Genomic DNA, 24,602 nt, shown 5'->3' on the forward strand with positions numbered 1-24,602 from the left:
AGCTTAGGTTTCACCGCTGACAATTCGGGCACCAGTAGAGCTTGCGACCGGCCGCCTCTTCGACGACGACGGACGTGCCGCAGATGCGACACGGAAGCCCCGCCCGGTGGTAGACCCAGTGGCGGTCGTCGCGGCTGGCCATGGCGGCGCGCCATTCGTCGGCACTCAGGTCGTCCATCGTCATCATCTGACCGGTCTCGACCCCGATCGACAGCAGCCTGACCCAATCGCGCCAGAGCTCGCGCACGGTCTCTTCGGGCACGTCACGACCCGGAGTGTGCGGGTTCTGGCGGGCGCGGAACAGCATCTCGGCGCGGTAGACGTTGCCGATGCCGCTCACGACCGCCTGGTCCATGAGGAGCAGCCCGATCGGGGTGGGCTTGCGGCGCACGACGGCGACGAATCGCTCTTCCCCCTCGGCGACGTCGTCGACGAGCGGGTCGGGGCCGAGCTTCGCGATGGTCGCCGCCATCTCGTCGGGCGTCTGCAGCGCGCACGCCGTCGGCCCGCGCAGATCGGCGCACGTCGTGTCGGTCAGCAGCCGCAGCCGCACCTGCCCGACGACCGGCGGCGGCCACTCGTCGTCTTCGCCGGACAGGCCCGTCGTCTGCTCGGACATGCGCACGTGCACGCGCGCACGGCGGGGAGCGCCGATCGATGTCAGCGAGTTCTCGCCCGCGGCATCCATGATCGGCTCGGCGTCGGTGGTGCCGCGCTGATTCGTCTGCCCCATGCGTCCGTTGGCGGCCGCGATCGTGGCATCCGCGACGATCTCGCCCGCGAAGTCCCATGCGCCGTACATGCCCAGATGCACGCGCAGCCAGATGCCGTCGTCGAACTCGAGGAACATCTGCTTGCCGACGGCACGGACGGCGGTCACCGTGCGACCGTCGATCACCGCTGCTCCGTCGGCGAAGCGACCCTGAGGGCTCGAGGCGGCGACGATGCGCCCCACGAAATTGCGGTCGAACTGACGGGCGATGCGGTGGACGGAATGCCCCTCGGGCATCAGCCCGCCTCGGGGTCCATCGCGTCGGCGGACTCGCCGCCGACGGCGATCGCGGCACGGGGGTCGGGTTCGAGCGATCCGTCGATCTCGAACGCGGCGATCTGCCCGATCCGGCGCACGTGACGCTCATCTCCCGGGAACGGGGTCGCGATGAAGCGGTCGATGAAGGTCGTCGCCTCGTCGAACGTGTGCTGGCGGGCGCCGATCGCGATGACGTTCGCGTCGTTGTGCTCACGGGCGAGTTCTGCCGTCGCGATGCTCCACACGAGCGCCGCGCGGATGCCGCGCACCTTGTTGGCCGCGATCTGCTCGCCGTTGCCCGAACCTCCGAAGACGACGCCGAGCGTCTCGACGCCGTCGGCCTGGTCCCGCGCGACGGCCTGCGCCGCCCGGATGCAGAACGAGGGGTAGTCATCGACGGCGTCGTACTCGATCGGGCCGTGGTCGACGACCTCGTGGCCCTTCTCTGCGAGGTGGTGCTGGAGCTGCGTGGAGAACTCGAGGCCGGCGTGATCGGTCGCGATGTGGATGCGCATGGCACCCATCCTAGGGACGGGCACCGGCGTCAGGGCGCGACTCCCGCGGCGGCCGGCTTGAACCCCGCGCGGATGTTCTCGCAGCACGCGGGGCGGCACACGTCGAGCCACGGCCCGAGGTCGGTCAGGTGGGGGCGATCAGCGGCGGGAGTCCCCCGCAGCCGCTCTTCGACGAGGTCGATCAGGCCCGAGACGAAGACGGGGTCGATGCCGGGGGTCGGCGTGCGGACGGCGCGCACACCCGCTTCCTCGGCGGACTCCATCGCCTCGGTGTCGAGGTCCCACAGCACTTCCATGTGGTCGCTCATGAACCCGAGCGGGACGATCGCGACGGCGGCGACACCGTCGGCGGGCAGCTTCTCGATGACGTCGTTGATGTCCGGCTCGAGCCAGGGCTGCGTGGGCGGACCCGAGCGGGACTGGTACACCAGCTCCCACCCGACCGTCGCCGCGGCGGGGATCTCGGCGGCGACCGCGGCCATGACGACCTCGGCGACGGCGAGATGCTGCGCGGGGTAGGCGCCCAGCGGTCCGAGATCACCGTCGCGCGGTCCCGACCGCTCGGCGTCGTCCGTCGGGATGCTGTGGGTCGAGAACAGCACGCGCACGGCTGCGGCGTCGATGCCGTCGGCGAGGAAACCCGAGACCGCGTCGCGCACGCCGTCGATGAAGGGCGTGACGAACCCCGGGTGGTCGAAGAACTGGCGCACCTTGTCGATCGTGACGGATGCCGCGAGGTCGGTCGCCGTCAGCACGCGTGCGAAGTCCTCGCGGTACTGGCGGCAGCTCGAGAACGACGAGTAGGCGCTCGTGGCGAGCGCGAGCAGCGTCGTGTCGCCGGCGGCCGCAGCCTCGGTGACCGCCTCTTCGAGGTACGGCGCCCAGTTGCGGTTGCCCCAGTACACCGGCAGGTCGATGCCGCGCCGGGCGAGTTCGGCCTCGAGGGCCGCCTTGAGCGCCCGGTTCTGCGCATTGATGGGGCTGATCCCGCCGAAGTGGCGGTAGTGGTGCGCGACCTCTTCGAGGCGTTCGTCGGGGATCCCACGACCGCGGGTGACATTGCGCAGGAACGGGATGACGTCGTCCTGTCCCTCCGGACCGCCGAAGCCTGCCAGAAGCAGACCGTCATAGGCCAGGGGCGTCTCGACATGGGGGGCTCCGGACGCCGCGGCATCCGACGCGAACGGAACGTGCTGGCCTTCGCGAATCGTCATGCGTCCATCCTGACAGCGTGCGAGGCGTTCTCGGCCCGCGGAGCGCGGACCCGCTGACGTAGGCTGTTCGGGTTGCCGCCGTCGCCACCCGCGTCCGGCATCGACCCGATCCACAGACCACGGGAGCATCGCAGTGCCTGGAGAGAACCTCACTCGGATCGAGGCGCAGGAACGCCGCGCCGTCATCCGCCCCTCGACGACCGCGCTGAACGCGATCACGTACGACGTCGCACTCGACCTCACGAAGGGCGACGAGGTCTTCGGATCGCGCACGACCGTCCGTTTCGGCGCGCTCGAGGGTGCCGAAACCTTCATCGACCTGATCGCGCGCGAGGTGCACTCGATCACGCTCAACGGGCGCGACGTGCCGGTCTCGGCGTTCGCCGACTCGCGCATCGCGCTGACGGAGCTCGCCGCTCAGAACGAGCTCGTCATCGACGCCGACTGCCTCTACACCAACACGGGCGAAGGCCTGCACCGCTTCGTCGACCCCGTCGACGGCGAGGTCTACCTGTATTCGCAGTTCGAGGTGCCCGATTCGCGGCGCATGTACGCCGTCTTCGAGCAGCCGGACATCAAGGCGACGTTCCAGTTCACCGTGACCGCTCCCGAACCGTGGAAGGTCGTCTCGAACTCCCCCACTCCCGAGCCGAAGCGTCACGGCGACGGCACGGCCACGTGGACGTTCGAGTCGACGCCGCCGATCTCGTCGTACATCACGGCGCTCGTGGCGGGCCCCTACGAGGCGACGTTCTCCGAGCTGACGAGCACGTCGGGTCGTGTCATCCCGCTCGGCGTGTACGCCCGCAAGAGCCTCTGGCAGCACCTCGACGCCGACTACATCTTCGACAAGACGCGTGAGGGCTTCGCGTACTTCGAGGAGAAGTTCGACTACCCGTACCCCTTCGCGAAGTACGACCAGCTCTTCGTGCCCGAGTTCAACGCCGGTGCGATGGAGAACGCCGGTGCCGTCACGTTCACCGAGACGTACGTCTTCCGCTCGAAGGTGACCGACGCCGTCAAGGAGCGCCGGGTCGTCACGATCCTGCACGAGCTCGCCCACATGTGGTTCGGCGATCTCGTCACCATGAAGTGGTGGAACGACCTCTGGCTCAACGAGTCGTTCGCGGAGTGGGCCTCCACGATCGCGACCGCCGAGGCCACGGAGTGGACCGAGGCGTGGACGACGTTCAACGCGATGGAGAAGACCTGGGCCTACCGCCAGGATCAGCTGCCTTCGACGCATCCCGTCGTCGCCGAGATCACCGATCTCGAAGACGTGCAGGTCAACTTCGACGGCATCACATACGCCAAGGGCGGCTCGGTCCTCAAGCAGCTCGCCGCCTGGGTCGGCATCGAGCAGTTCTTCGCGGGCGTCGCGGCATACTTCAAGAAGCACGAGTGGTCGAACACCGAGTTCGGCGATCTGCTCGCCGAACTCGAGGAGACCAGCGGCCGCGACCTGACGACATGGGCGCGCAAATGGCTCGAGACGTCGGGGGTCAACACCCTCTCCCCCGAGATCGTGACCGACGTCGACGGGTTGATCACGCGGTTCGCGATCGTCCAGACCGCGCCCGCCGACTACCCCACGATCCGGCCGCACCGCCTCGGCGTGGGCATCTACCGGCTCCAGGACGACGCACTCGTCCGCGTGCACGATCTCGAGCTCGACGTCGACGGAGATCTGACCGAGGTGCCCGAGTTGAAGGGCGTCTCACGCGGCGATCTCGTGCTGCTCAACGACGGCGACCTCGCGTACGCGAAGATCCGTCTCGACGAGCGTTCCCTGCAGACGGCGATCGACCACCTCGGCAAGATCCACGACCCTCTCGCGCGTTCGCTCGTGTGGGGCGCTGCCTGGGATCAGACGCGCGACGCCGAAGCCTCGGCCTCGGACTACGTCGACCTGGTGCTGCGCAACATCGCGTCCGAGACCGAATCGACGACGGTCCGCACGACGCTGGCGCAGCTGCTGCTCGCGGCGAACTCGTACGTCGCACCCGAGACGCGCGACGCCACCCGGAAGAAGGTCGCCGACGCGCTCTGGCAGCTCGCCGCGACCGCCGAGGCCGGCAGCGATAGCCAGCTGCAGTTCGCGACGTCGTTCGCCGCCGCCGCGTCGACGACCGCGCAGTGGGAGCAGGTGCGTCGGCTGCGGGACGGCGAGGACGTGCTCACGGGGCTCGAGATCGACACCGACCTGTCCTGGCAGCTGCTCGTCTCGCTCGCCGCGGGGGGTCTCGTCACGGCGGAGGACATCGACGCCGCACTCGCCGGCGACAACACGGCGAAGGGCGGGGAATTCGCCGCACAGGCGAAGGCCGCGCTGCCCACGGGCGAAGCCAAGCGCGCAGCGTGGGATGCCCTCGTCGGCAACGACGATCTGCCCAACACGCTCGTGCGCGCGGCGGCTCTGGGATTCGGCAACCCGGCGAGCCGGGATCTGCTGCGCGACTTCGTGCCGGCGTACTTCGACATGCTGCTGCCGGTCTGGGAATCGCGCACGTACAAGATCGCGGAGTACCTGATCTTCGGGCTCTACCCGGCCGCGCTCGCGGACATCGAGCTGCGCGACGCGACGCGCGCATGGCTCGCGTCGCACCTGGACGCGCCGCCGGCGCTGCGCCGTCTCGTCGCCGAGAACCTCGCGGGCGTCGAGCGCGCTCTCGACGTGCAGGATCGCGACGCCGAGTAGACGCGTGATCATGGATGCCTCGGCTCTCGCACTCAGGCGAAGCCGAGGCATCCGTCGTTAGGATCGGGGCGATGATGTGGACCCTCGCCGACACGACCGCGCCCGACCCGGATGCGCCGGTCATCACCGATCCTCATTTCTGGGAACAGGTGCTGGCGTTCCTCGTCGAATCCGGCTGGAACATTCTGCGGGTCGCGGGCATCATCGTCGTGGCGTTCCTGATCGCGTGGGCGCTGCGACTGGTCATCCGTCGCGTCGTGCATCGCATCGTCAACGGCGCCAAGACGAAGGCCGACGTGACCGACACGATGGCGCTCGAGCGGTCGCCTCTCGCATCGGTCCGCCTCGTGCAGCGCACCCGGACGCTCGGGTCGATCCTGCAGAACATCGTCAACGTCTCGATCGTCATCGTCGCGCTGCTGCTCATCGTCAACGTGCTCGCGCCCAACGCCCTCGCCTCACTCACGCTTCTCACCGCCGCGATCGGCGCGGGCCTCGGCTTCGGCGCGCAGAACATCGTCAAGGACGTGCTCAACGGCATCTTCATCGTCGCCGAGGACCAGGTCGGCATCGGTGACGTCGTCGATCTGGGGCTGGCCACCGGAATCGTCGAATACGTCAGCGTCCGCATCACGCACGTGCGCGACGTCAACGGCACGCTCTGGTATGTGCGCAACGGCGAGATCCTGCGGATCGGCAACCTCTCGCAGGGCTGGTCGCGCGTCATCATCGACCTCGCCGTTCCCGCCGACAGCGATATCGACGCGGTCGAGCAGACCATGCTCGACACCGCCGGCGAACTGGCGAAGGATCCCAAGTGGCGCACGCGCATCCTCGAGAACCCCGAGGTGTGGGGACTCGAATCGGTGACCGGTGACGCGCTCGTGATCCGTCTGGTCATGAAGACGCGCGCGAACGCGAAGGACGACGTCGCCCGTGAGCTGCGGGTGCGTATCAAGCGCTCGATGGACGATCTGGGTGTCTCGGTCCCGCAGCTCAGCACGGTCATGCTGAGCGGTCTCGAGAGTGCCGGCCGCGTGCGCGGCTCGAATCCGCCCCGGACCAAGCCGCAGGCCACGATCAGCCCTGCGTCGGCTGCCCGGCCGGTGTGGAAGCCGAAGCGGACGCCGAAGACGCCGCCCGCAACACCCGACACACCTCCGGAGGACTCATGACGGATGCCGCATCCCCGACCTTCTTCGACGAGATCGGCGGCCACGCGACGTTCACGCGTCTCGTCGAGGTCTTCTATCGCGGGGTCGCCGACGACGACGTGCTGAAGCCGATGTATCCCGAGGAGGATCTGGGGCCCGCCGAACGCCGCCTGCTGCTGTTCCTGGAGCAGTATTGGGGCGGGCCGACGACCTACAGCCAGGAACGCGGCCACCCTCGCCTGCGAGCCCGCCACTCGCCCTTCCACGTCAACCCCGACGCGCGGGACCGCTGGCTCGCCCACATGCGGGTCGCCGTCGACGAGCTCTCCCTCTCGCCCCTGCACGAGGCGACGCTGTGGGACTATCTCGAGCGCGCTGCGCACGCCATGGTCAACACGTTCGAGCCCACCGAAATCGGCCCGTCTCCGGACGGCCGCGATTCGGCATCGATCGTGCTCACCCCGGAGTCTCCGGCCGCCGACTGAGAGACGTCCACCGACGAAGGAGTCGCCATGCCCACCACGACCCGCAGCACCGACGTGCTCATCATCGGATGGGGTCTTGCGGGGCTCGTCGCAGCGGGCGAAGCCGCCGCCGCCGGCAAGCAGGTCGTGATCATCGATCAGGAGCCGCGGGTCAACCTGGGCGGGCAGGCCTGGTGGTCGTTCGGCGGACTGTTCTTCGTCGACTCACCGGAACAACGCCGCATGGGCATCGCGGACTCGCTCGACCTCGCCCGCCAGGACTGGCTCGGCACCGCCGGCTTCGACCGCGACGAAGACGCCTGGCCACGCCGCTGGGCCGAGGCCTACCTCGACTTCGCTCATGCCGAGAAGCGCTCCTGGCTGCGCGAGAAGGGCGTCGGCTTCTTCCCGATCGTCGGGTGGGCCGAGCGCGGCGGCTATTCCGCGACGGGCCCCGGCAACTCGGTTCCCCGATTCCACGTCACGTGGGGCACGGGGCCCGGCGTCGTGGCGCCTTTTCGCGCCGCCGTGGAACAGGCCGAGGCGGTCGGCCGCATCACCATCCTGCCGCGCCACCGGGTCAGCTCGCTGTCGTTCACCGACGGCGTCGTCACCGGCGCGATCGGCGATGTGCTCGCTCCCTCGGGGGCGGCCCGGGGGCATGCGTCCTCGCGGGACGTGGTCGGCTCGTTCGAGATCGCAGCGAGCGCGACGCTCATCGCGGCGGGAGGCATCGGCGGCAACCATGACCTCGTCCGGCGACACTGGCCGCCGCGTCTGGGCACGCCACCGATGACGATGGTGACCGGTGTCCCCGCGTACGTCGACGGGTCCATGGTCGGACCCGCGCAGAGTGCGGGTGCCCGGTTCATCAACGAGGACCGCATGTGGCATTACGTCGAGGGTCTGCAGAACTGGGACCCGGTTTGGCCGGATCACGGCATCCGGATCCTCCCGGGACCGTCCTCGATCTGGCTGGACGCCACGGGACATCGTCTGCCCGTGCCGCTCTTCCCCGGATTCGACACGCTCGGAACCCTCGCCCACCTGCGCGGGACGGGACACGATCACTCGTGGTTCGTGCTGTCGCAGAAGATCATCGAGAAAGAGTTCACGCTGTCGGGCAGCGAGCAGAATCCGGACCTGACCGGGAAGGACCTCGCGCTGCTCGCCCGCTCCCGACTCGGGAAGGGCGCCGCAGGACCCGTGCAGGCGTTCATGGACCGCGGCGCGGACTTCGTCGTGCGCGACTCGCTCGACGACCTCATCCGGGGCATGCAGGCTCTGCCGGGCGGCGACCTGATCGATGCGGCTCGTGTCCGATTCGAGGTCGAAGCCCGCGATCGGGCGGTCGACAACGACTTCACGAAGGATGCGCAGATCGCGATGCTGCGCTCGGCGCGCGCCTACCGCGGTGACCGCCTCATCCGAACGGCAGCACCGCATCGGATCCTCGACCCCGCGGCCGGTCCCCTCATCGCCGTCAAGCTGCACGTCCTGACGCGCAAGTCGCTCGGCGGCATCGAGACCGACCTCGCCGCTCGCGCGCTGTCGTCACAGGGCGACCCCGTGCCCGGCCTCTACGCGGCCGGGGAGGCGAGCGGGTTCGGGGGCGGCGGCATGCACGGCTATCGGGCTCTCGAGGGGACGTTCCTCGGGGGATGCCTGTTCTCCGGACGGATCGCGGGTCGCGCGATGGCGGCCTCCGTCTGACCGGATCAGGACCGCCCCGTGGGGCGGACCTCCGTCAGCCCGCTGCGGACCGGACCGCGTACGAGGACGTGGCCGCGCGCGAGCGTGAGTCTCGTCCAGGCACCCGCCGTGCGGATGACCGCGTGCTCCTCGCCTCCGATGAAGCCGAGCCCGAAGGCGGCGAACGCCACCCCCAGCGGCAGCCCGTCGAGCGCCTCGTCGGGGCTCCCCCACACCGATGCGCGCACGGCGCGCACGGCGTCTTCGCCCGCGTCGCGCGGCACCGCCTCGGCGACCGCGGCGATGCCCCATTGCGCCCGCGACGCGAGTGTGGCCGCGGCGATCGCTTCGCCCTGCTGCCAGCCGCCGCGCGGCGGCGAGACACCCGTCCATGCCGGCGAGAGACCGGTCTCCGGCAGCACGACGGCCGTGGCATCGTCATCGGCCGCGCGCAGCTCGCTCGCCTCGACGACGATGTCGCACACCAGTTCGGGGTCGACCGTGAGCACCCGCATCCCGAGCACCGTGGGCGTGGAATCCATCAGCCCGCGCGGCGCGAGGGGCGCGCTGGTCATCGCGAGCACGCCGTCCGCGCCGCGCAGCCGCACGGCGCCGTCCCCGAGAACGGCCGCGCGGCCGGCGAAGGTGAGCGCATCGGCAGCCGAAGCCGCGTCGCCGAAGACAAGACGTGGGGACATCCGACCTAAACTACCAAGCGGCAGCGGGGCGAGACTCCGGCCGACCAGAGATGGAGACCCCAGTGACGGATGCCCCCGAGCCCACGCACGCGAGAACGCAGGCGGATCCTGTCGCTTCGATGCTGGCCGTGCTCGACCTCGCCGATTCCGAAGCGCGCACGACCGAAGACATCTTCACGGGCGTGTCGCAGTCGATGCCGCTCGGACGCGTCTACGGCGGGCAGGTGCTCGCGCAGTCGATCGTCGCGGCGTCACGGACGCTTCCCGACGACCGCACGGTGCATTCCATGCACGGGTACTTCCTGCGCCCCGGTGACGCCGACGCGCACATCACGTTCGCGGTGGACCGCATCCACGACGGTCGTTCGTTCTCGACTCGTCGCACGCAGGCGTTCCAGGAGGGCGTGCCGATCTTCTCGATGATCGCCTCCTTCCAGGACGAGGACACGGGGCTCGAGCATCAGGCTCCGATGCCCACCGGAGTGCCCGACCCCGAGGACCTGCCCGACGTCGAATCACAGCTCGACGGGCTGCATCCCATGACGAAGCGGATGTACACGGATCGGCCGCTGGATCTGCGCCACGTCGCATCGCCGATCTACACGAAGGTGACCGGCGAGCATCGCCCCGAGCAGGCGGTGTGGATGCGGGTGCGCAGCGCGGTGCCCGACGATCCGGCCCTCCACCGCGCAGCCCTGGCGTACCTCAGCGATCTCACCATCCAGGAGGCGATCCTGCGCGCGCACGGCATTCCGTGGGCGACGCCGGGACTCAAGGTCGCGAGTCTCGATCACGCGATGTGGTGGCACCGTCCGGGGCGCGTGGACGACTGGATGCTCTACGTCCAGGAGTCCCCCAGCGCGCGCGGCGGTCGCGGGCTCGCGAACGGGCGCATCTACTCGCGCGAGGGCGTACTCATCGCGAGCGTCGCTCAGGAGGTCATGGTGCGGGTGCCGGGCGAGGGCTGAGCGGATCAGCGACGATAGCGGATCGGGTCGCCGAGGAACGGCGACAATGTCGATCGCTCGTGCGCGGTCAGGCGCGTCGGCGATCCGGCGGCGACGTCCACGAGCACCACGACGGCCGACGACCGGGCGTAGAGCACTTGCGGATCATCGCCCAGCGGGCTGAACACCTCGAAGCAGACCTCGATGCTCGAACCGCCGATCTTGCTGATCCACAGCTGCACGTCGAGCGGCCGGTGCCCGTAGGGCACGGGACGCAGGTACTCGATCTCCTGTCGGGCGACGAGGGTCGCGCGCTCGCCGCCGCCTTCGAGCACCGTCATGTCGAAGATCGCGGTCGGGGCGGCTTCGGCATCGCCTTCGGGCAGCCAGAAGGCGCGCAGACGAGCCTCTTCGAGCAGCTTGAGCATCGATGTGTTGTTGACGTGGCCGAGCGCGTCGAGGTCTCCCCACCGCAGATGGATCGGGATGTGCACTCGGCCGAGACCGGCGGCGTCAGTCACGCGTGAGCTTGCGGTATGCCGAGCGGTTCGGCTTGGCCGCGTCGGGCCCGAGGCGCTCGATCTTGTTCTGCTCGTACGCGTCGAAGTTACCCTCGAACCAGTACCAGTTGTCCGGGTTCTCTTCGGTTCCCTCGTACGCGAGGATGTGGGTCGCGATGCGGTCGAGGAACCAGCGATCGTGCGTGATCACGACGGCGCAGCCGGGGAACTCCAGCAGCGCGTTCTCGAGCGACTGCAGCGTTTCGACATCGAGGTCGTTCGTCGGCTCGTCCAGCAGCAGGAGGTTGCCGCCCTCTTTGAGCGTGAGAGCGAGGTTGAGTCGGTTTCGCTCGCCACCCGAGAGCACGCCGGCCTTCTTCTGCTGGTCAGGGCCCTTGAACCCGAACTTCGAGACGTACGCGCGCGACGGGATCTCGATCTTTCCGACCGTGATGATGTCCAGTCCGTCGGACACGACCTCCCACAGGGTCTTGTTCGGGTCGATGTTCCCCCGCGACTGGTCGACGTAGCTGATCTTGACGGTCTCGCCGATCTTGAGCTGGCCGCCGTCGAGCGGCTCGAGGCCGACGATCGTCTTGAACAGCGTCGTCTTCCCGACGCCGTTGGGCCCGATGACGCCCACGATTCCGTTGGGCGGCAGGCTGAAGCTCAGGTTGTCGATGAGCGAGCGGCCGTCGAACCCCTTCTGCAGGTTCTTCGCCTCGATCACGACGCCGCCGAGTCGCGGGCCCGGCGGGATCTGGATCTCCTCGAAATCGAGCTTGCGCGTGCGCTCGGCCTCGGAGGCCATCTCCTCGTAACGGGCCAGGCGCGCCTTGGACTTGGCTTGGCGGCCCTTCTGGTTGGAGCGGACCCACTCCAGCTCGTCGGCGAGTCGCTTGGCGAGCTTGGCGTCCTTCTTGCCCTGCACTTCGAGCCGATCGCGCTTCTTCTCGAGGTACGTCGAGTAGTTGCCCTCGTAGCCGATGAGGCGACCGCGGTCGACCTCGGCGATCCATTCCGCCACGTTGTCGAGGAAGTAGCGATCGTGCGTGATGGCGATGACGGCGCCGGTGTACTTCTGCAGGTGCTGTTCGAGCCACAGCACGCTCTCGGCGTCGAGGTGGTTCGTCGGTTCGTCCAGCAGCAGCAGGTCGGGCTTCTGCAGCAGCAGCTTGGTCAGCGCGACCCGACGCTTCTCACCGCCGGACAGGTTCGAGACCGACGCATCGCCGGGGGGCGTGCGCAGCGCGTCCATCGCCTGCTCGAGCTGCGAGTCGAGGTCCCAGGCGTCAGCGGCGTCGATCTCCTCCTGCAGCGTGCCCATCTCGGCCAGCAGCGCGTCGAAGTCGGCATCGGGGTCGCTCATCAGCGCGGAGATCTCGTTGAACCGGTCGAGCTTCGCTTTGATCGCGATGCCGTCCTGGATGTTCTCCAGCACCGTCTTGGACTCGTCGAGTTCGGGCTCCTGCATGAGGATGCCGACCGTGAACCCGGGGCTGAGCTTCGCCTCGCCGTTGGACGGCGTGTCCAGGCCCGCCATGATCTTGAGGATCGTGGACTTTCCGGCCCCGTTGGGGCCGACCATGCCGATCTTCGCTCCGGGGAGGAACGCCATCGTCACGTCATCGAGGATCAGCTTCTCGCCGACCGCCTTGCGGGCGCGGACCATCGAGTAGATGTACTCAGCCATGCGAATCCTGCTCTCCTTGGACTGCGGACGTCAGCCCCCCAGCCTACCGGCCGTGAGCAGGTCACCAGTCGATCGGCCGCGTGCGCCCGATGAGGCATCCGCCTTCGGCCAGTGCGTCGACGACCGTGGCGACGGGATCGCCGGTCGCGGGACCGACCTGCCCGATGAGACATTCGGATCCCCACAGCACCGAGAACTGCAGGCTCTCGGCGCGGTGCCCGACGGTCGAGAGGTCCTCCGTGACCTCCATCGCCGCCCTGTCGAATCCGGCCGCGGTGAGCGCGTCGATGTAGGCGCGGCCCGCGTCGTTGTGCTCCCCCGCCCACACGGCCTCGACGACCTGGCGGAAGATCGGCAGATTGTCCGAGGCTGTGCCGTCGGGAAGGAACACGACCGCGTCGGGCGTCGGCGTCTCGGTCGGTGTCGGGGGCGCACTCCCCGTCGCCGACTCAACCGGGGCGGGGGCGGTGTCGGTGCATCCGCTCAGCACCAGCAGACCGGCGCATACCGCGGCCGCTGTCGCCGTCGCACGGCGGACTCGAACAGAGTCCTTCTGAGTGGATCGGGGCACCGGAACAGTCTAGAGGCGCCGTCCCCGGCGGCCGTCGGCGGCTCAGTAGGGCACCTCTTCGTGGGATTCCGCGGTGTCTCCCGCCGGGACGGTGACCAGCGGCCAGCCCGCGTCGACGGCGTCGTCCGTGCGCGGAACGGATGGATTCTCCCATTCGCGCGATGGCGACGACGGTGCGCCGCCGGCGTGGGCCGTCTTCTCGAACGTCGTCGTCCCCCAGCGCAGATCGTGACCGATCGCCTCGGCGTCGATCTCGGCCTCTGTCCCGTGGTTCTGCGCAGTCTCCCAGTTTCGGATGCGCAGCCTTCCCGACACGAGGACGCGCTGCCCCTTCCGCAGGGACCGCGCGGCGTTCTCGCCGAGTGATCGGAAGACCGAGACGGTGTACCAGTTGGTACCCGCGTCAGCCCATTCGCCGGTCGTCTTGTCACGACGACGTTCCCCGCACGCGATTCGGAATCGCGTGTAGGGGACGCCGCCCGCTGTGCTTCGCTGCTCCGGATCCGTCGCGATGTTCCCCGCGACCGTGATGGTCGTTCCGTTCATTTCTTCTCCTCTGCTCGGAGCCTTGGTCGGTTGGCTCGCAGTGGTGCCGGCGTGCCCGGCCGGCACCACTGCTGTCCCACCTTGGTCCGCGCGAACCGCGTCCTCCGCGGGGCCGCCGGATCTGGGGAGAGAACGGCGAGCGTCCCCACCTGGGGAGGAATCGGACCGCCACGGCGATGTCCGAGGTCGCATCTATGTTCGACGGAGGAAGGGAGAGCACATGTCCATCCAGCTCCACCCACCGGTCGCGGTCGCTCCGCGTCCGCGTCGGCCCACCCCGCTCCGACTCGCATCCGCCGCGCCCGCGCTCTGGCGCGTCCTCGATCCGACGGGCCGCGTCATCGGTCACGTCCAGGCACGGAACAGTACGGGGGGCACTCGCTACCGTGCGCGTCGGTTCCACGTCGGCTCGCGCGCCTTCCGCGACCTCGGCGACTTCTGGTCGATAGACGACGCCCTGGACTGCCTGCGCTACACGCGCTGACCGCTCCGGGCGCACGAATATGGGGTTGGATGGTGCTTGTGCCACGCCGCGTCATCCAACTGCTCATCGGGCTGCTGCTCTACGGTGCCGGGTGCGCGCTCACCGTTCAGGCGGGCTTGGGTGTCGACCCGTGGACCGTCCTGGCCGAAGGCATCTCGATCCACACCGGCGTCGGCATCGGCTGGATCACGAATCTGCTCGGTTTTCTCGTGCTGCTGCTGTGGATCCCGCTGCGTCAGAAGCCGGGGGTCGGCACGATCGCGAACATCCTCGTCGTCGGCACCAGCATGCAGGCGGTCCTCACCGTCGTCCCGCCGATCGAGGGGCTGCTCGCGCAGATCGCCGTCCTGCTCGCCGGCATCCTGCTCGTGGCGCTCGCGTCGGGGCTGTACATCGGCGCCCACTTCGGACCGGGTCCGCGCGACGGTCTGATGACCGGCATGCACACGCGGCTGCGCTGGCCCATCTGGGTGTGCCGCGCCGCCGTCGAACTCACGGTGCTGTTCGTGGGGTGGCTGCTGGGCGGCACGGTCGGGCTTGGGACGGTCCTGTTCGCCGTTCTCATCGGCCCCCTCGTGCATGTCGCCCTTCCGCTGCTGGACACCCGTCGCCCGGCCCGCGGCACGCGGGCGACCACCACGCTCACGGCAGACGAGGCGCTTCCTCCTTCGCCCTGAGCGCCGCTCAGTGCTCGAGGAACTTCGGCCAGTCACTCCCCGGTGCCATCCGGGCGTGCAGCGCCTGCTTCGCCACATCCATCGAAGGGTATGTTCCGGCGGCAGCGGGCGCTCCGGCCATCGTGACGGTGTACCCCTCGTCGGATTTGCGGATGCTGCCGACCACTCCGCCGGCACCGTATGCGACCCACAATGCGTGTGATGTCTCGGTCGTGCTCATCATCGAACTCCTTCCGATGCACCAGACGCTACGCCGCCCGCGGGGAAAGAACCAGCGCATCCGCCGATTCCCGGCCGCTGTGAGCGGCCGCTACCCTTGATGACGTTGACCCCCAGTAGCTCAGTGGATAGAGCAGCGGCCTTCTAATCCGCCGGTCAGGTGTTCGAATCACCTCTGGGGGGCCGAAATCGAGTGTCCGTCCCGTCATTAGGATGGGTCCCATGGTGGGTGCCTCTGAGAATGACCGGCTTGTCTGGATCGATTGCGAAATGACCGGTCTCGATCTCGAGGTCGATGAACTCGTCGAGATCGCGATCGTCGTGACGGACTTCGAGTTGCGACCCCTCGACGAGGGCTTCCACATCGTCATCAAGCCCGATGCCTCGGCGCTCGAGCACATGAACGACTTCGTCACCGCGATGCACGAGAAGTCGGGCCTGCTCTCCGAGATCCCCGGCGGCGTCTCCGTCGCCGACGCGGAGTTCCAGGCTCTCGAATACATCCAGCGGTTCGTGCCGCAGCAGGGCAAAGCGCCCCTCGCCGGCAATACGATCGGCACCGACCGCATGTTCCTCGCGAAGTACATGCCCCGAGTCGATCGATGGCTGCACTACCGCAACGTCGACGTCTCGAGCATCAAGGAGCTCTCACGACGGTGGCATCCGCGCGCATACATCCACGCGCCGGCCAAGGACGGCGGTCACCGCGCCCTGGCCGACATCCTCGAATCGATTCGCGAGCTCGTCTACTATCGGCGGGCGGTGTTCGTTCCCGAGCCCGGCCCGACGAGCGACGACGCGCGTGCCGCTGCGGCCGCGGCCGTTTCGTCATTCTCGTCGGAGGTATGAGAGAATCTTCTGGTTGCTCGCGAAAGCGGGAGACATGGTGGGTATAGCTCAGTTGGTAGAGCGCGGCCTTGTGGTGGCCGATGTCGCGGGTTCGAGCCCCGTTACTCACCCCAAGAGAAGCGAGGCCATGGGGCATCGTATGGAGATGGATGCCGCGGCATTCGAGGAACTCGTCGTGGACGAGCTCGACAGGCTGCCCGATGAGATGGTCGACGGCCTCGACAATGTCGTCTTCGTCGTCGAAGATCGGCCCGAGGACGGCAGTCTCGATCTGCTCGGTCTGTACGACGGATGGGCGTTGACGGAGCGCGGCCAGTACGGCGGCGGTGAGCTCCCCGATCGGATCATCGTCTACCGCGAGCCGCATCTGATCACGTGCGAGACGCTCGACGAACTGCGCGATGAGATCCACACGACCCTCGTCCACGAGATCGCCCACTTCTACGGCATCGACGACGATCGGCTGCACGAACTGGGGTGGGCGTGAAGACCCCGACGGTTCTGCCCGACACCGACCGCTCCCCCACGTCACAGCAGTTGGTCGACCGTCCGCGCCCGTGGCAGACGGTCGTGTGGAACGATCCGGTCAATCTGATGAGCTACGTCACGCACGTCTTCCGTGAGTACTTCGGCTATGCGCGGAGCGAGGCGGAACGGCTCATGCTCGCGGTGCACCACGACGGTCATGCGGTCGTGGCCGAGGGGGCGCGCGAGCAGATGGAGCTGCATACGCAGGCCATGCACGACTACGGCCTGTGGGCCACGATCCGGGAGGCACCATGACCGAACGGACGATCGTTCTCGAACTCGCCCGCATCGAAGGGGCGCACCTCGCCGACCTCGTGAACCAGTTCGACCGGCTGCTCGCCGAGAGCGACGTCGTCGGAGACCCCGCGCTTCGCCGCCTCGTCCCCGATGCGTACTCCGACCCGGAGGCAGCGAGAGAGTTCCGCTCGCTCACCGAACGCGAACTGCTCGCCCGGCGCTCCGAGGACGCGACGGTCGTCCTCGCCTCTCTCGCCGCGATCGGCGAGCTGCCCGAGGATCCGGAGGATCCTCGCCTCGTCGAAGCCGTCGAGCTCCGCCTCGATCCCGACGAGGCGCGCGCATGGCTGCGTACGCTGTCGGCGGTGCGCCTCGTGCTCGCGACGCGCCTCGACATCAGCGACGAAGACGACCACCACCCCGAGGATCCGCGATTCGGTATCTACGACTGGCTCGGCTACCGACTCGACGGGCTCGTCCGCGCCGTCGACGGGGGCTGAGCGGTCAGGGAATCTCGACGCGGACTGTCGCGAGCGCGGCCGGGTCGTTGCGTTCGATGTGGGCTTGCTCTTGCTCCGCCCATCGCTCCCAGTGCGGCCGGTAGCTGTCACCGTCGCGCTCGAGCGCCCGTCGACGGCGTGATACCGAGGGCGATTCGCACCACACGCGGACATCGGCAAGGAGCGCCGTTCCGGGCGTGAGGATGCCGGCGCCCTCGATGATGAGCGGAAGGGCCGGGTCGACGGCATGGGCTTCGGCCTCACGCTCTTCGTGCCAGTCCCACCGGTTCCAGGTCCCGATCGTGCCCCGCGCGTGCGGGCGCAGGATGTCGACACGTGCGCGTTCGACGCCGAGCTCGAGTCCGTCCCAACCGGGATACAGCGAATCCAGCGCGACGAGCTGCACACGGCCCGCGCCCGGCCACTCCGCGGCGGTGCGCAGCGCGAGCGACGACTTGCCGGCGCCGCTGCGTCCGTCGATGAGGATGACGGGGTTGGGCGCCTCGATCGCCTCGACGGCCTGCAGGATCCGTGATGTCGCAGCGGTCAGCGCCCGGCCGACGACGTCGGTGCTACTTCTTGAGGGCGCGGATGACACGGCTGAGCGCACGCCCGGCGACGCACACGAACGGGATCGCGACCGCCAGCAGCGAAACCAGGTTCGGCTCGAAGCGCAGGTCGTCGCCCTTGCGGACATAGGCGCCCACGGGGACCGAATAGCCGCCGCCTCCGCCGCCGCCGTTCCCCTCGTCATCGGAGCCGCCGCCGAACCCGGACCACGTCAGAGCGACCGGAATGAACGTGACACCGTTGACGTCCTGGGGTTCGCCATAGGCGCTCTTCACGCCGAGCGAGACGGATTGCTTGGAGAGTTCGAGAGCGATGTTGGGCATGCCTCCACGCTACCCGCCCGCGTCGATCGTGCCCAGAGCCGGATCACGACGCCGACGGCGGTCGAGGGTGCGAGGGCTGGGAGCCGCCGTCTCGGCGCGCACCGAGCAGAGTCGCCCGCGTGATCGCGTTCCGGCCGAATTTCGTCGCGGCTCCGTCGAGTGCGCCTTCGATCCGCCGCCATCCGTCGTCGTCATCCCACAGGGCGGGTGCGCCCGAGCCCGAGGGGCTGAGCTTCTCTGCGCGCACGCCCACGAGCCGCACCGGAAGGCCCCGGTGGACACCGGCGAACAGGTCGTGAGCGGCGCTGCCGATCCGCTGCCCGACGGCCGTGGGCTCGGCGAGCGTCTGAGACCTCGTCACCGTCGTGAAGTCGGCGAAGCGCACCTTGATCGACACGGTCGACGCCTCCCATCCGTGCTGCCGCAGACGCGCACCCACGCGATCGGCGAGGCGACGCAGCTCGGCTCTCAGAATCGTCTCGTCGGCGATGTCGTCGCGGAAGGTCTCTTCGTGCCCGATGCTCTTCTCCACCCGTGTCGTGTCGATCGGGCGCGGGTCGATCCCTCGTGCGAGATGCCACAGGCGATCGCCGAGCGCCGGGCCGAGAGCGCGATCGAGCACCTCCCGCGGCTCTTCGAGCACATCGGCGACGGTGCGGATGCCGCGGCGTTCGAGCGCGTCGCCCGCCTTGGGGCCGATGCCCCACAGCGCTCGTACGGGGCGCGGCGCCAGGAACGCCGCGGTATCGGCAGGGGTCACGATGAGCAGGCCGTCGGGCTTGGACAGGGTCGACGCCATCTTCGCGATGTGCTTCGTGGCGGCGACGCCGATCGAGCACGTCAGGCCGGTCTCGGCGCGCACCTGGGCGCGCAGCATCCGAGCGATCGTTCCGGGACTGCCCCACAGCCTTCGCGCACCGCGCACGTCGAGGAAGGCCTCGTCGATCGACAGCGGCTCGACGAGCGGTGTGACATCGCGGAAGACGCCCATGACCTGCGCGGAAAGCGCGAGGTAGCGGTCGAAGCGCGGCGGCACGACGATCGCCGTGGGACACAGCCGGAGCGCCTGCCCGACCGGCATCGCCGAGCGCACCCCGAAGCGGCGTGCTTCGTAGGACGCGCTCGAGACGACCGAGCGGCTCTCGGGTGCGCCGATGATGATCGGCTTGCCGGCGAGCGTCGGATCATCGAGCACGGCGACGGCCGCGTAGAAGGCGTCCATGTCGACATGCAGGATGCCGGTGCCGGTGTCATCCGCACCCTGCGGTGACACCATCCGTCCGCTGCCGTCGCCTCGCCCCATGCGTCCATTCTCTCCTCGGGCACCGACATCCGGCGCCCGAGGAGAATGGTCATCCTGCCGCGCGCTCGAGGATCAGCTCGCGCACCCGCGCGGCATCCGCCTGTCCTCGCATGGCCTTCATGACGGCGCCGATCACGGCACCGGCGGCCTGCACCTTGCCGTCGCGGATCTTGGCGAGCACGTCCGGCTGCGCGGCGAGCGCGTCGTCGATGGCGGCGATGAGCGCACCGTCGTCGGACACGACGGCGAGGCCGCGCGCATCGACGATATGCTGCGGCGTACCCTCTCCCGCGATCATGCCCTCGAGCACCTGACGAGCGAGCTTGTCGGTGAGCGTGCCCGCGTCGACGAGCGTCTGCAGCTCGGCGACCGCCGCGGGCTCGACGAGCTCGGCGGGCTCTTTGCCCTCGGCGTTCGCGACGCGCGAGAGCTCGCCCGTCCACCACTTGCGCGCGGCGGCGGGAGACGCGCCGGCGGCGACCGTGGCCTCGACCTCGGCCAGGAGTCCGGCGTTGACGACGTCCTGAAGCTCGAGGTCGGTGAAGCCCCAATCGCCCTTCAGACGCCGGCGACGCACGGCCGGCGGTTCGGGCAGCGCTGCGCGCAGCTCGTCGATCAGCTCGAGCGACGGGGCGACGGGCAGCAGATCCGGCTCGGGGAAGTAGCGGTAGTCGTCGGCGTCCGACTTCGGACGACCCGGAGAGGTCGTGCCGGTGTCCTCGTGCCAGTGGCGGGTCTCCTGCGTGATCGTGCCGCCCGCCGCGAGGATCGCGGCCTGACGCTGGATCTCGTACCGGACGGCCCGCTCGACGGAGCGCATCGAGTTGACGTTCTTCGTCTCGGTGCGCGTGCCGAGCGGTGCGGCGGGCTCACCGGCCGCGACCCGGGGGCGCAGCGACACGTTCGCGTCGCAGCGCAGATTGCCCCGCTCCATGCGGGCCTCCGAGATGCCCAGCGAGATCACGATGTCGCGGATCGTCGCGACGTAGGCCTTCGCGATCTCGGGCGCACGGTGCTCGGCGCCGAAGATCGGCTTCGTGACGATCTCGACGAGCGGCACTCCGGCGCGGTTGTAGTCCACGAGCGAGTACTCGGCGCCCTGGATGCGGCCGGTCGCCCCGCCGACGTGCGTCAGCTTGCCGGCATCCTCTTCCATGTGCGCGCGCTCGATCGGGACGGTGACGATGTCGCCGCCGGCGAGCTCGATGTCGACGGACCCCTCGAACGCGATCGGCTCGTCGTACTGCGAGATCTGGTAGTTCTTGCCCAGATCGGGGTAGAAGTAGTTCTTCCGCGCGAACCGGCTCGAGGGTGCGATCGAGCAGCCGAGTGCGAGCCCCAGGCTGATCGAGTAGCGCACGGCGGTCTCGTTGACGGTCGGCATCGCCCCCGGCAGGCCCATGTCCACGGGAGCGACGAGCGTGTTCGGCGCCGCGTCGTGGTTCGCGGAGTTCGCAGGGTTCGCCGCCGACGAGAACATCTTCGTCTCGGTGTTGAGCTCGACGTGCACTTCGAAGCCGAGCACCGGCTCGAACTGCTCAAGCGCCTTGTCGAAATCCATCAGTTTGGCCTTCGCCATCAGAGAGCACCTCCGCTCGCATCGAGGGACGGTGCTCTGTCGAGAAGCGGTCCACCCCAGGAATCCACGAGAAGCGCCTCGACGGCGGCCCCCACTCGGTACAGGCGCGCGTCCTCGCGGGTCGGGGCGAGGAACTGGATGCCGACGGGCAGGCCGTCCTCGGCCGCGAGACCGGATGGGATCGAGATGCCCGGCACGCCCGCGAGGTTCGCCGGGATCGTCGTCACGTCGTTGAGGTACATCTGCAGCGGGTCGTCGATCTTCTCACCGAGCCTGAACGCCGTCGTCGGTGCGGAGGGCGTCGCGATGACGTCGACCTGCGCGAACGCCTCGTCGAAGTCGCGCTGGATGAGGGTGCGGACCTTCTGCGCCGAGCCGTAGTAGGCGTCGTAGTAGCCGGCCGACAACGCGTACGTGCCGAGGATGACGCGGCGCTTGACCTCGTCGCCGAAGCCGGCTTCACGCGTGGCGGCCATGACCTCTTCGACCGTCGCGGATGCGTGCGGCGTGACCCGCATGCCGAAGCGCACGGAGTCGAACTTCGCGAGGTTGCTCGACGCCTCGGCGGGGAGGATCAGGTAGTAGGCGGCGACGCCGTACTCGAAGTGGGGCGCGCTGACATCGACGATCTCGGCGCCCTGCGCCTCCATCGCCGCAAGCGCCTGCCGAAACGACGCCGCGACACCCGACTGGAAGCCGCTGTCGGGAAGCTCCCGGATGACGCCGACGCGCAGCCCCTTGAGGACGTCGCCCGATGCACCTTCGCGGGCGGCATCGGCGAACGACGGCCAGGCATCCGTGAGCGACGTGGAGTCGTGGGGATCATGTCCCCCGATGACGTCGTGGAGGAGTCCGGCATCCAGCACCGTCCGCGTGACGGGCCCGACCTGGTCGAGTGAAGAGGCCAGTGCGATCGCACCGTAGCGGCTCACGCCGCCGTACGTGGGCTTCATGCCGACGGTGCCCGTCACGTGTGCGGGCTGACGGATCGATCCGCCGGTGTCGGAGCCGAGCGCGAGCGGCGTTTCGAACGCCGCGACGGCCGCGGCGGACCCTCCGCCGGATCCACCCGGGATCCGCTCGAGGTCCCAGGGGTTGCGCGTCGGTCCGTACGCGGAGTGCTCCGTCGAGGAGCCCATCGCGAACTCGTCCATGTTCGTCTTGCCGAGCGGCACGAGTCCCGCCGCGCGTGAACGCGCGACGACGGTCGCGTCGTAGGGCGACATGTAGCCCTCGAGGATGCGCGAGCCGCTCGTGGACGGCATGTCGGTCGTCACCAGGACGTCCTTGATCGCGAGCGGGACGCCCGCGACGGGTCCGAGCCGCTCCCCCGCCGCACGGCGACGGTCGATGTCGGCCGCGACATCGAGCGCGTGATCGCTGACATGCAGGAACGCGTGCACATCGCCGTCGACGGCCGCGATCCGGTCGAGGTGCGCCTGCGTCACCTCGACGCTGGACACGTCGCCCGAGGCGATCCGGGCCGCGAGGTCTGCGGCGCTCAGCCGCGTGAGGTCGCTCACTGCTCCTCCCCCAGGATCGCCGTGACGCGGAAGCGGTCGTCCGCGGCATCCGGAGCATTCTGGAGCACCTGAGCGATCGTCAGCATGTCGCCGGGGACATCCGAGCGGAAGACGTTCTGCAGCGGAACGGGGTGACTCGTCGCGGGCACGTCGGGCGTCGCGACCTGCGACACCTTCGCGATGTTGTCGACGATGACGTCGAGCTGACCCGTGAGGCGCTCGACCTCCTCGTCGCTCAGCTGTATGCGGGCGAGCACGCCGAGATGGCGCACGAGATCTGGGGTGATTTCCGACACCCCTCCATCCTACGAGCGCGCGCGGCGCGCACCCGACCGGAATAGGCTGTCCGCCGTGACGACATACAACCCGCCCCGCCCGTGGATCGCCAGCTACGCCGAGGGAGTGCCTGCCGACCTCGATCCCGTCTCCGGCTCGCTCGTCGACATCGTCGACGCGTCGGTGCGGGACTATCCGGATGCCGTCGCCCTGCAGTTCTTCGGACGCGAGACGAGCTACCGGCACATGCACGAGCAGATCGAGCGCGCGGCGGCGGGACTCAAAGCGCTGGGGGTGCGCGCGGGTGACCCCGTCGCGATCGTGCTGCCCAACTGCCCGCAGCACATCGTCGCGTTCTATGCGATCCTGCGGCTCGGCGCCGTCGTCGTCGAGCACAATCCGCTCTACACGCCGCGAGAGCTGCGCAAGCAGTTCGAGGACCACGGCGCGAAACACGCCATCGTGTGGTCGAAGGTCGTCGCGACGGTGCAGGAGTTCCCGGCCGACCTCTCCGTGAGCTCGATCGTCTCGGTCGACGTCACGAAGGCCATGCCGTTCGCGACGCGTCTCGCTCTCAAGCTGCCGATCGCGAAGGCCCGCGAGGCCCGGACGGCTCTTCACGAACGCGTATCGGGGACCATCCCCTGGGATCAGGTCGTCGCCTCCGCGCCGCTGCCGGCGACGCATCCGCGGCCCGGTACGGACGACCTCGCGCTCATCCAGTACACGAGCGGCACGACCGGCACCCCCAAGGGGGCCGCGCTGACGCACCGGAACCTCCTGTCGAACGCCGCGCAGGCGCGCGCCTGGGTGCCGTCCATCGTGCGGGGTCCCGGATGCGTCGTGTACGCCGTGCTGCCCATGTTCCACGCCTACGGGCTGACGCTGTGTCTGACCTTCGCGATGTCGATGGGCGCGCGGCTCGTGCTGTTCCCACGGTTCGACCCCGACATGGTGCTCGAGGTCACGAAGAAGCACCCCGCGACCTTCCTGCCGCTCGTCCCGCCGATCGCCGACCGGCTGCTCGCAGCCGCGCGAGAGAGGGGCGTCTCGCTCGCGGGGACCGAGGTCGCGATCTCGGGCGCGATGGCGCTTCCGCACGAACTCGTCGTGCCGTTCGAGGAGGCCACGGGCGGCTATCTGGTCGAGGGATACGGCCTGAGCGAATGCTCGCCCGTCCTCATGGCCAATCCCGTCGCCGCCAACCGCGTGCCGGGGACGGTGGGGCTTCCGCTGCCCGGCACCGAAGCGCGCGTCGTCGATCCCGACGAGCCGACCGTCGACGTCCCGCCGGGCGAGCGCGGCGAACTGATCGTCCGCGGACCCCAGGTGTTCCAGGGCTACTACGGCAAGCCCGAGGAGACCGAACGGGTCTTCGCGGACGGGTGGTTCCGCACGGGAGACATCGTCCAGATCGACGATGCCGGCTTCGTGCGCATCGTCGACCGGATCAAGGAGCTCATCATCACGGGCGGCTTCAACGTCGCTCCGACCGAGGTCGAGATCGCCCTGCGTCAGCATCCCCAGGTCGAGGATGCCGCCGTCGTCGGGCTGCCCAGCGAACACTCCGGCGAAGAGGTCGTCGCGGCGATCGTCGTGGACGGCGGCGAGGACGTCGATGTGGACGCGATCCGGGAGTTCGCTCGCGGCATCCTCACGCCCTACAAGGTGCCCCGCCGTGTCTTCGTCGTCGATGAACTGCCGAAGTCCCTCATCGGCAAGGTGCTACGCAGGCAGGTGCGGGACCGGCTGCTCACCCTCACGTCCGGCTCCTAGTCGCAGCCGCCGCCCAGCGCCGAGACGAAGATCACT

Annotated in this window: 27 protein-coding genes and 2 tRNA genes; 14 read left to right on the top strand and 15 right to left on the bottom strand. The window is 69.0% G+C overall.

Annotated elements, in window-relative coordinates; all coding sequences use genetic code 11:
- Positions 1-10: 10 nt before the first annotated feature.
- From ACWIBS_RS06850 to ACWIBS_RS06860, 3 genes are read right to left on the bottom strand one after another with little or no spacing between them, the layout of a single operon-like run.
- The gene (locus ACWIBS_RS06850) at positions 11-1,009 is read right to left on the bottom strand and encodes an Fpg/Nei family DNA glycosylase (protein WP_376127528.1); all 999 of its coding nucleotides are present in this window, start codon (positions 1,007-1,009) and stop codon (positions 11-13) included.
- Positions 1,009-1,545, bottom strand: a complete 537-nt coding sequence (locus tag ACWIBS_RS06855; protein WP_376127530.1) for a ribose-5-phosphate isomerase — start codon at positions 1,543-1,545, stop codon at positions 1,009-1,011. Before ACWIBS_RS06855 ends, ACWIBS_RS06850 begins: the two co-directional genes overlap by 1 nt.
- A gap of 29 nt (positions 1,546-1,574) precedes the next feature.
- A complete protein-coding gene (locus tag ACWIBS_RS06860) occupies positions 1,575-2,759 on the bottom strand; it encodes a ferrochelatase (RefSeq protein WP_376127532.1) in 1,185 nt (394 codons plus the stop codon).
- Between the two features lie 133 nt (positions 2,760-2,892).
- Between ACWIBS_RS06860 and pepN the strand changes: the two genes are divergently transcribed.
- The 4 genes from pepN (at position 2,893) to ACWIBS_RS06880 (ending at position 8,788) form a co-directional block, all read left to right on the top strand.
- Positions 2,893-5,457 carry an aminopeptidase N gene (gene pepN, locus ACWIBS_RS06865; protein WP_376127533.1) on the top strand — a complete coding sequence of 855 codons (2,565 nt, stop codon included), beginning with the start codon at positions 2,893-2,895 and terminating at the stop codon, positions 5,455-5,457.
- A gap of 74 nt (positions 5,458-5,531) precedes the next feature.
- On the top strand, positions 5,532-6,632 hold the full coding sequence (locus ACWIBS_RS06870; protein ID WP_376127642.1) for a mechanosensitive ion channel family protein: 1,101 nt from the start codon (positions 5,532-5,534) through the stop codon (positions 6,630-6,632).
- Complete coding sequence (locus ACWIBS_RS06875) at positions 6,629-7,096, top strand: globin (protein ID WP_376127535.1); 468 nt, start codon at positions 6,629-6,631, stop codon at positions 7,094-7,096. Before ACWIBS_RS06870 ends, ACWIBS_RS06875 begins: the two co-directional genes overlap by 4 nt.
- A gap of 27 nt (positions 7,097-7,123) precedes the next feature.
- Positions 7,124-8,788 carry an FAD-binding dehydrogenase gene (locus tag ACWIBS_RS06880; protein ID WP_376127537.1) on the top strand — a complete coding sequence of 555 codons (1,665 nt, stop codon included), beginning with the start codon at positions 7,124-7,126 and terminating at the stop codon, positions 8,786-8,788.
- Positions 8,789-8,793: 5 nt separating this feature from the next.
- Here ACWIBS_RS06880 and ACWIBS_RS06885 read toward each other — a convergent pair whose 3' ends face one another.
- Positions 8,794-9,465: a hypothetical protein gene (locus tag ACWIBS_RS06885; RefSeq protein ID WP_376127538.1), complete on the bottom strand. Its 672-nt coding sequence runs from the start codon at positions 9,463-9,465 to the stop codon at positions 8,794-8,796.
- A 119-nt stretch (positions 9,466-9,584) separates the two neighbouring features.
- Here ACWIBS_RS06885 and ACWIBS_RS06890 point away from each other — a divergent pair, with 119 nt between their 5' ends.
- Positions 9,585-10,433: an acyl-CoA thioesterase gene (locus ACWIBS_RS06890; RefSeq protein WP_376127644.1), complete on the top strand. Its 849-nt coding sequence runs from the start codon at positions 9,585-9,587 to the stop codon at positions 10,431-10,433.
- A 5-nt stretch (positions 10,434-10,438) separates the two neighbouring features.
- Here the strand turns inward: ACWIBS_RS06890 and ACWIBS_RS06895 are convergent, their stop codons facing one another.
- The 4 genes from ACWIBS_RS06895 to ACWIBS_RS06910 all read right to left on the bottom strand — a co-directional run bounded on the left by ACWIBS_RS06895 (position 10,439) and on the right by ACWIBS_RS06910 (position 13,722).
- Positions 10,439-10,933 (bottom strand): acyl-CoA thioesterase, encoded by a 495-nt coding sequence (locus tag ACWIBS_RS06895; protein WP_376127539.1) that lies wholly within the window; start codon positions 10,931-10,933, stop codon positions 10,439-10,441.
- Positions 10,926-12,605: an energy-dependent translational throttle protein EttA gene (gene ettA / locus ACWIBS_RS06900; protein ID WP_376127540.1), complete on the bottom strand. Its 1,680-nt coding sequence runs from the start codon at positions 12,603-12,605 to the stop codon at positions 10,926-10,928. The genes ACWIBS_RS06895 and ettA overlap by 8 nt, the downstream gene beginning before the upstream one ends.
- Before the next feature lie 61 nt (positions 12,606-12,666).
- The gene (locus ACWIBS_RS06905; RefSeq protein ID WP_376127542.1) at positions 12,667-13,176 is read right to left on the bottom strand and encodes a DUF6993 domain-containing protein; all 510 of its coding nucleotides are present in this window, start codon (positions 13,174-13,176) and stop codon (positions 12,667-12,669) included.
- Positions 13,177-13,218: 42 nt separating this feature from the next.
- Complete coding sequence (locus ACWIBS_RS06910; RefSeq protein WP_376127544.1) at positions 13,219-13,722, bottom strand: single-stranded DNA-binding protein; 504 nt, start codon at positions 13,720-13,722, stop codon at positions 13,219-13,221.
- Positions 13,723-13,942: 220 nt separating this feature from the next.
- Between ACWIBS_RS06910 and ACWIBS_RS06915 the strand changes: the two genes are divergently transcribed.
- Positions 13,943-14,206 carry a hypothetical protein gene (locus tag ACWIBS_RS06915; protein ID WP_376127546.1) on the top strand — a complete coding sequence of 88 codons (264 nt, stop codon included), beginning with the start codon at positions 13,943-13,945 and terminating at the stop codon, positions 14,204-14,206.
- A 38-nt stretch (positions 14,207-14,244) separates the two neighbouring features.
- A complete protein-coding gene (yczE, locus tag ACWIBS_RS06920; protein WP_376127646.1) occupies positions 14,245-14,883 on the top strand; it encodes a membrane protein YczE in 639 nt (212 codons plus the stop codon).
- 7 nt (positions 14,884-14,890) lie between these two features.
- On the opposite strand, the gene ACWIBS_RS06925 is transcribed toward yczE, so the two are convergent.
- The gene (locus ACWIBS_RS06925; protein ID WP_376127548.1) at positions 14,891-15,103 is read right to left on the bottom strand and encodes a methyltransferase; all 213 of its coding nucleotides are present in this window, start codon (positions 15,101-15,103) and stop codon (positions 14,891-14,893) included.
- A gap of 109 nt (positions 15,104-15,212) precedes the next feature.
- Between ACWIBS_RS06925 and ACWIBS_RS06930 the strand changes: the two genes are divergently transcribed.
- The 6 genes from ACWIBS_RS06930 (at position 15,213) to ACWIBS_RS06955 (ending at position 17,216) form a co-directional block, all read left to right on the top strand.
- Positions 15,213-15,285, top strand: a tRNA-Arg gene (locus ACWIBS_RS06930).
- A 39-nt stretch (positions 15,286-15,324) separates the two neighbouring features.
- Positions 15,325-15,951, top strand: coding sequence for an oligoribonuclease (gene orn, locus ACWIBS_RS06935; RefSeq protein ID WP_376127550.1), 627 nt, complete (start codon positions 15,325-15,327; stop codon positions 15,949-15,951).
- Between the two features lie 37 nt (positions 15,952-15,988).
- A tRNA-His gene (locus tag ACWIBS_RS06940) sits at positions 15,989-16,064 on the top strand.
- Between the two features lie 26 nt (positions 16,065-16,090).
- Positions 16,091-16,438, top strand: coding sequence for a metallopeptidase family protein (locus ACWIBS_RS06945; protein ID WP_376127648.1), 348 nt, complete (start codon positions 16,091-16,093; stop codon positions 16,436-16,438).
- Between the two features lie 14 nt (positions 16,439-16,452).
- Positions 16,453-16,734 (top strand): ATP-dependent Clp protease adapter ClpS, encoded by a 282-nt coding sequence (clpS, locus tag ACWIBS_RS06950; RefSeq protein WP_376127650.1) that lies wholly within the window; start codon positions 16,453-16,455, stop codon positions 16,732-16,734.
- Positions 16,731-17,216, top strand: coding sequence for a DUF2017 family protein (locus ACWIBS_RS06955; RefSeq protein ID WP_376127551.1), 486 nt, complete (start codon positions 16,731-16,733; stop codon positions 17,214-17,216). The genes clpS and ACWIBS_RS06955 overlap by 4 nt, the downstream gene beginning before the upstream one ends.
- A 4-nt stretch (positions 17,217-17,220) precedes the next feature.
- On the opposite strand, the gene ACWIBS_RS06960 is transcribed toward ACWIBS_RS06955, so the two are convergent.
- Genes ACWIBS_RS06960 through gatC form a run of 6 tightly spaced genes read right to left on the bottom strand, consistent with a single transcriptional unit; the run spans position 17,221 to position 22,810 of the window.
- On the bottom strand, positions 17,221-17,814 hold the full coding sequence (locus tag ACWIBS_RS06960) for a nucleoside/nucleotide kinase family protein (protein WP_376127553.1): 594 nt from the start codon (positions 17,812-17,814) through the stop codon (positions 17,221-17,223).
- The gene (locus ACWIBS_RS06965; protein WP_376127554.1) at positions 17,789-18,109 is read right to left on the bottom strand and encodes a hypothetical protein; all 321 of its coding nucleotides are present in this window, start codon (positions 18,107-18,109) and stop codon (positions 17,789-17,791) included. The genes ACWIBS_RS06960 and ACWIBS_RS06965 overlap by 26 nt, the downstream gene beginning before the upstream one ends.
- A gap of 43 nt (positions 18,110-18,152) precedes the next feature.
- A complete protein-coding gene (gene dinB, locus ACWIBS_RS06970; protein ID WP_376127556.1) occupies positions 18,153-19,412 on the bottom strand; it encodes a DNA polymerase IV in 1,260 nt (419 codons plus the stop codon).
- Between the two features lie 49 nt (positions 19,413-19,461).
- Positions 19,462-20,991, bottom strand: a complete 1,530-nt coding sequence (gene gatB, locus ACWIBS_RS06975; RefSeq protein ID WP_376127558.1) for an Asp-tRNA(Asn)/Glu-tRNA(Gln) amidotransferase subunit GatB — start codon at positions 20,989-20,991, stop codon at positions 19,462-19,464.
- Complete coding sequence (gene gatA, locus ACWIBS_RS06980) at positions 20,991-22,514, bottom strand: Asp-tRNA(Asn)/Glu-tRNA(Gln) amidotransferase subunit GatA (RefSeq protein WP_376127560.1); 1,524 nt, start codon at positions 22,512-22,514, stop codon at positions 20,991-20,993. Before gatA ends, gatB begins: the two co-directional genes overlap by 1 nt.
- A complete protein-coding gene (gene gatC / locus ACWIBS_RS06985; RefSeq protein WP_376127562.1) occupies positions 22,511-22,810 on the bottom strand; it encodes an Asp-tRNA(Asn)/Glu-tRNA(Gln) amidotransferase subunit GatC in 300 nt (99 codons plus the stop codon). The genes gatA and gatC overlap by 4 nt, the downstream gene beginning before the upstream one ends.
- Before the next feature lie 55 nt (positions 22,811-22,865).
- Here gatC and ACWIBS_RS06990 point away from each other — a divergent pair, with 55 nt between their 5' ends.
- Positions 22,866-24,566, top strand: coding sequence for a long-chain-fatty-acid--CoA ligase (locus ACWIBS_RS06990; protein ID WP_376127564.1), 1,701 nt, complete (start codon positions 22,866-22,868; stop codon positions 24,564-24,566).
- The last annotated feature ends 36 nt before the right edge of the window (positions 24,567-24,602 follow it).

The sequence above is a fragment of the Microbacterium sp. NPDC055442 genome (genome assembly GCF_053644215.1).

Bases quoted from the DNA above. Each gene is read 5' to 3' on its own strand.
- dinB (WP_376127556.1), bottom strand. From the start codon at position 19,412: ATGGGGCGAGGCGACGGCAGCGGACGGATGGTGTCACCGCAGGGTGCG.
- ACWIBS_RS06925 (WP_376127548.1), bottom strand. From the start codon at position 15,103: ATGAGCACGACCGAGACATCACACGCATTGTGGGTCGCATACGGTGCC.
- ACWIBS_RS06915 (WP_376127546.1), top strand. From the start codon at position 13,943: ATGTCCATCCAGCTCCACCCACCGGTCGCGGTCGCTCCGCGTCCGCGT.
- ACWIBS_RS06945 (WP_376127648.1), top strand. From the start codon at position 16,091: ATGGAGATGGATGCCGCGGCATTCGAGGAACTCGTCGTGGACGAGCTC.
- ACWIBS_RS06965 (WP_376127554.1), bottom strand. From the start codon at position 18,109: ATGCCCAACATCGCTCTCGAACTCTCCAAGCAATCCGTCTCGCTCGGC.
- ACWIBS_RS06860 (WP_376127532.1), bottom strand. From the start codon at position 2,759: ATGACGATTCGCGAAGGCCAGCACGTTCCGTTCGCGTCGGATGCCGCG.
- ettA (WP_376127540.1), bottom strand. From the start codon at position 12,605: ATGGCTGAGTACATCTACTCGATGGTCCGCGCCCGCAAGGCGGTCGGC.
- ACWIBS_RS06955 (WP_376127551.1), top strand. From the start codon at position 16,731: ATGACCGAACGGACGATCGTTCTCGAACTCGCCCGCATCGAAGGGGCG.
- ACWIBS_RS06885 (WP_376127538.1), bottom strand. From the start codon at position 9,465: ATGTCCCCACGTCTTGTCTTCGGCGACGCGGCTTCGGCTGCCGATGCG.
- gatB (WP_376127558.1), bottom strand. From the start codon at position 20,991: ATGGCGAAGGCCAAACTGATGGATTTCGACAAGGCGCTTGAGCAGTTC.
- ACWIBS_RS06870 (WP_376127642.1), top strand. From the start codon at position 5,532: ATGTGGACCCTCGCCGACACGACCGCGCCCGACCCGGATGCGCCGGTC.
- ACWIBS_RS06880 (WP_376127537.1), top strand. From the start codon at position 7,124: ATGCCCACCACGACCCGCAGCACCGACGTGCTCATCATCGGATGGGGT.
- ACWIBS_RS06855 (WP_376127530.1), bottom strand. From the start codon at position 1,545: ATGCGCATCCACATCGCGACCGATCACGCCGGCCTCGAGTTCTCCACG.
- ACWIBS_RS06910 (WP_376127544.1), bottom strand. From the start codon at position 13,722: ATGAACGGAACGACCATCACGGTCGCGGGGAACATCGCGACGGATCCG.
- ACWIBS_RS06890 (WP_376127644.1), top strand. From the start codon at position 9,585: ATGCTGGCCGTGCTCGACCTCGCCGATTCCGAAGCGCGCACGACCGAA.
- ACWIBS_RS06875 (WP_376127535.1), top strand. From the start codon at position 6,629: ATGACGGATGCCGCATCCCCGACCTTCTTCGACGAGATCGGCGGCCAC.
- orn (WP_376127550.1), top strand. From the start codon at position 15,325: ATGGTGGGTGCCTCTGAGAATGACCGGCTTGTCTGGATCGATTGCGAA.
- ACWIBS_RS06850 (WP_376127528.1), bottom strand. From the start codon at position 1,009: ATGCCCGAGGGGCATTCCGTCCACCGCATCGCCCGTCAGTTCGACCGC.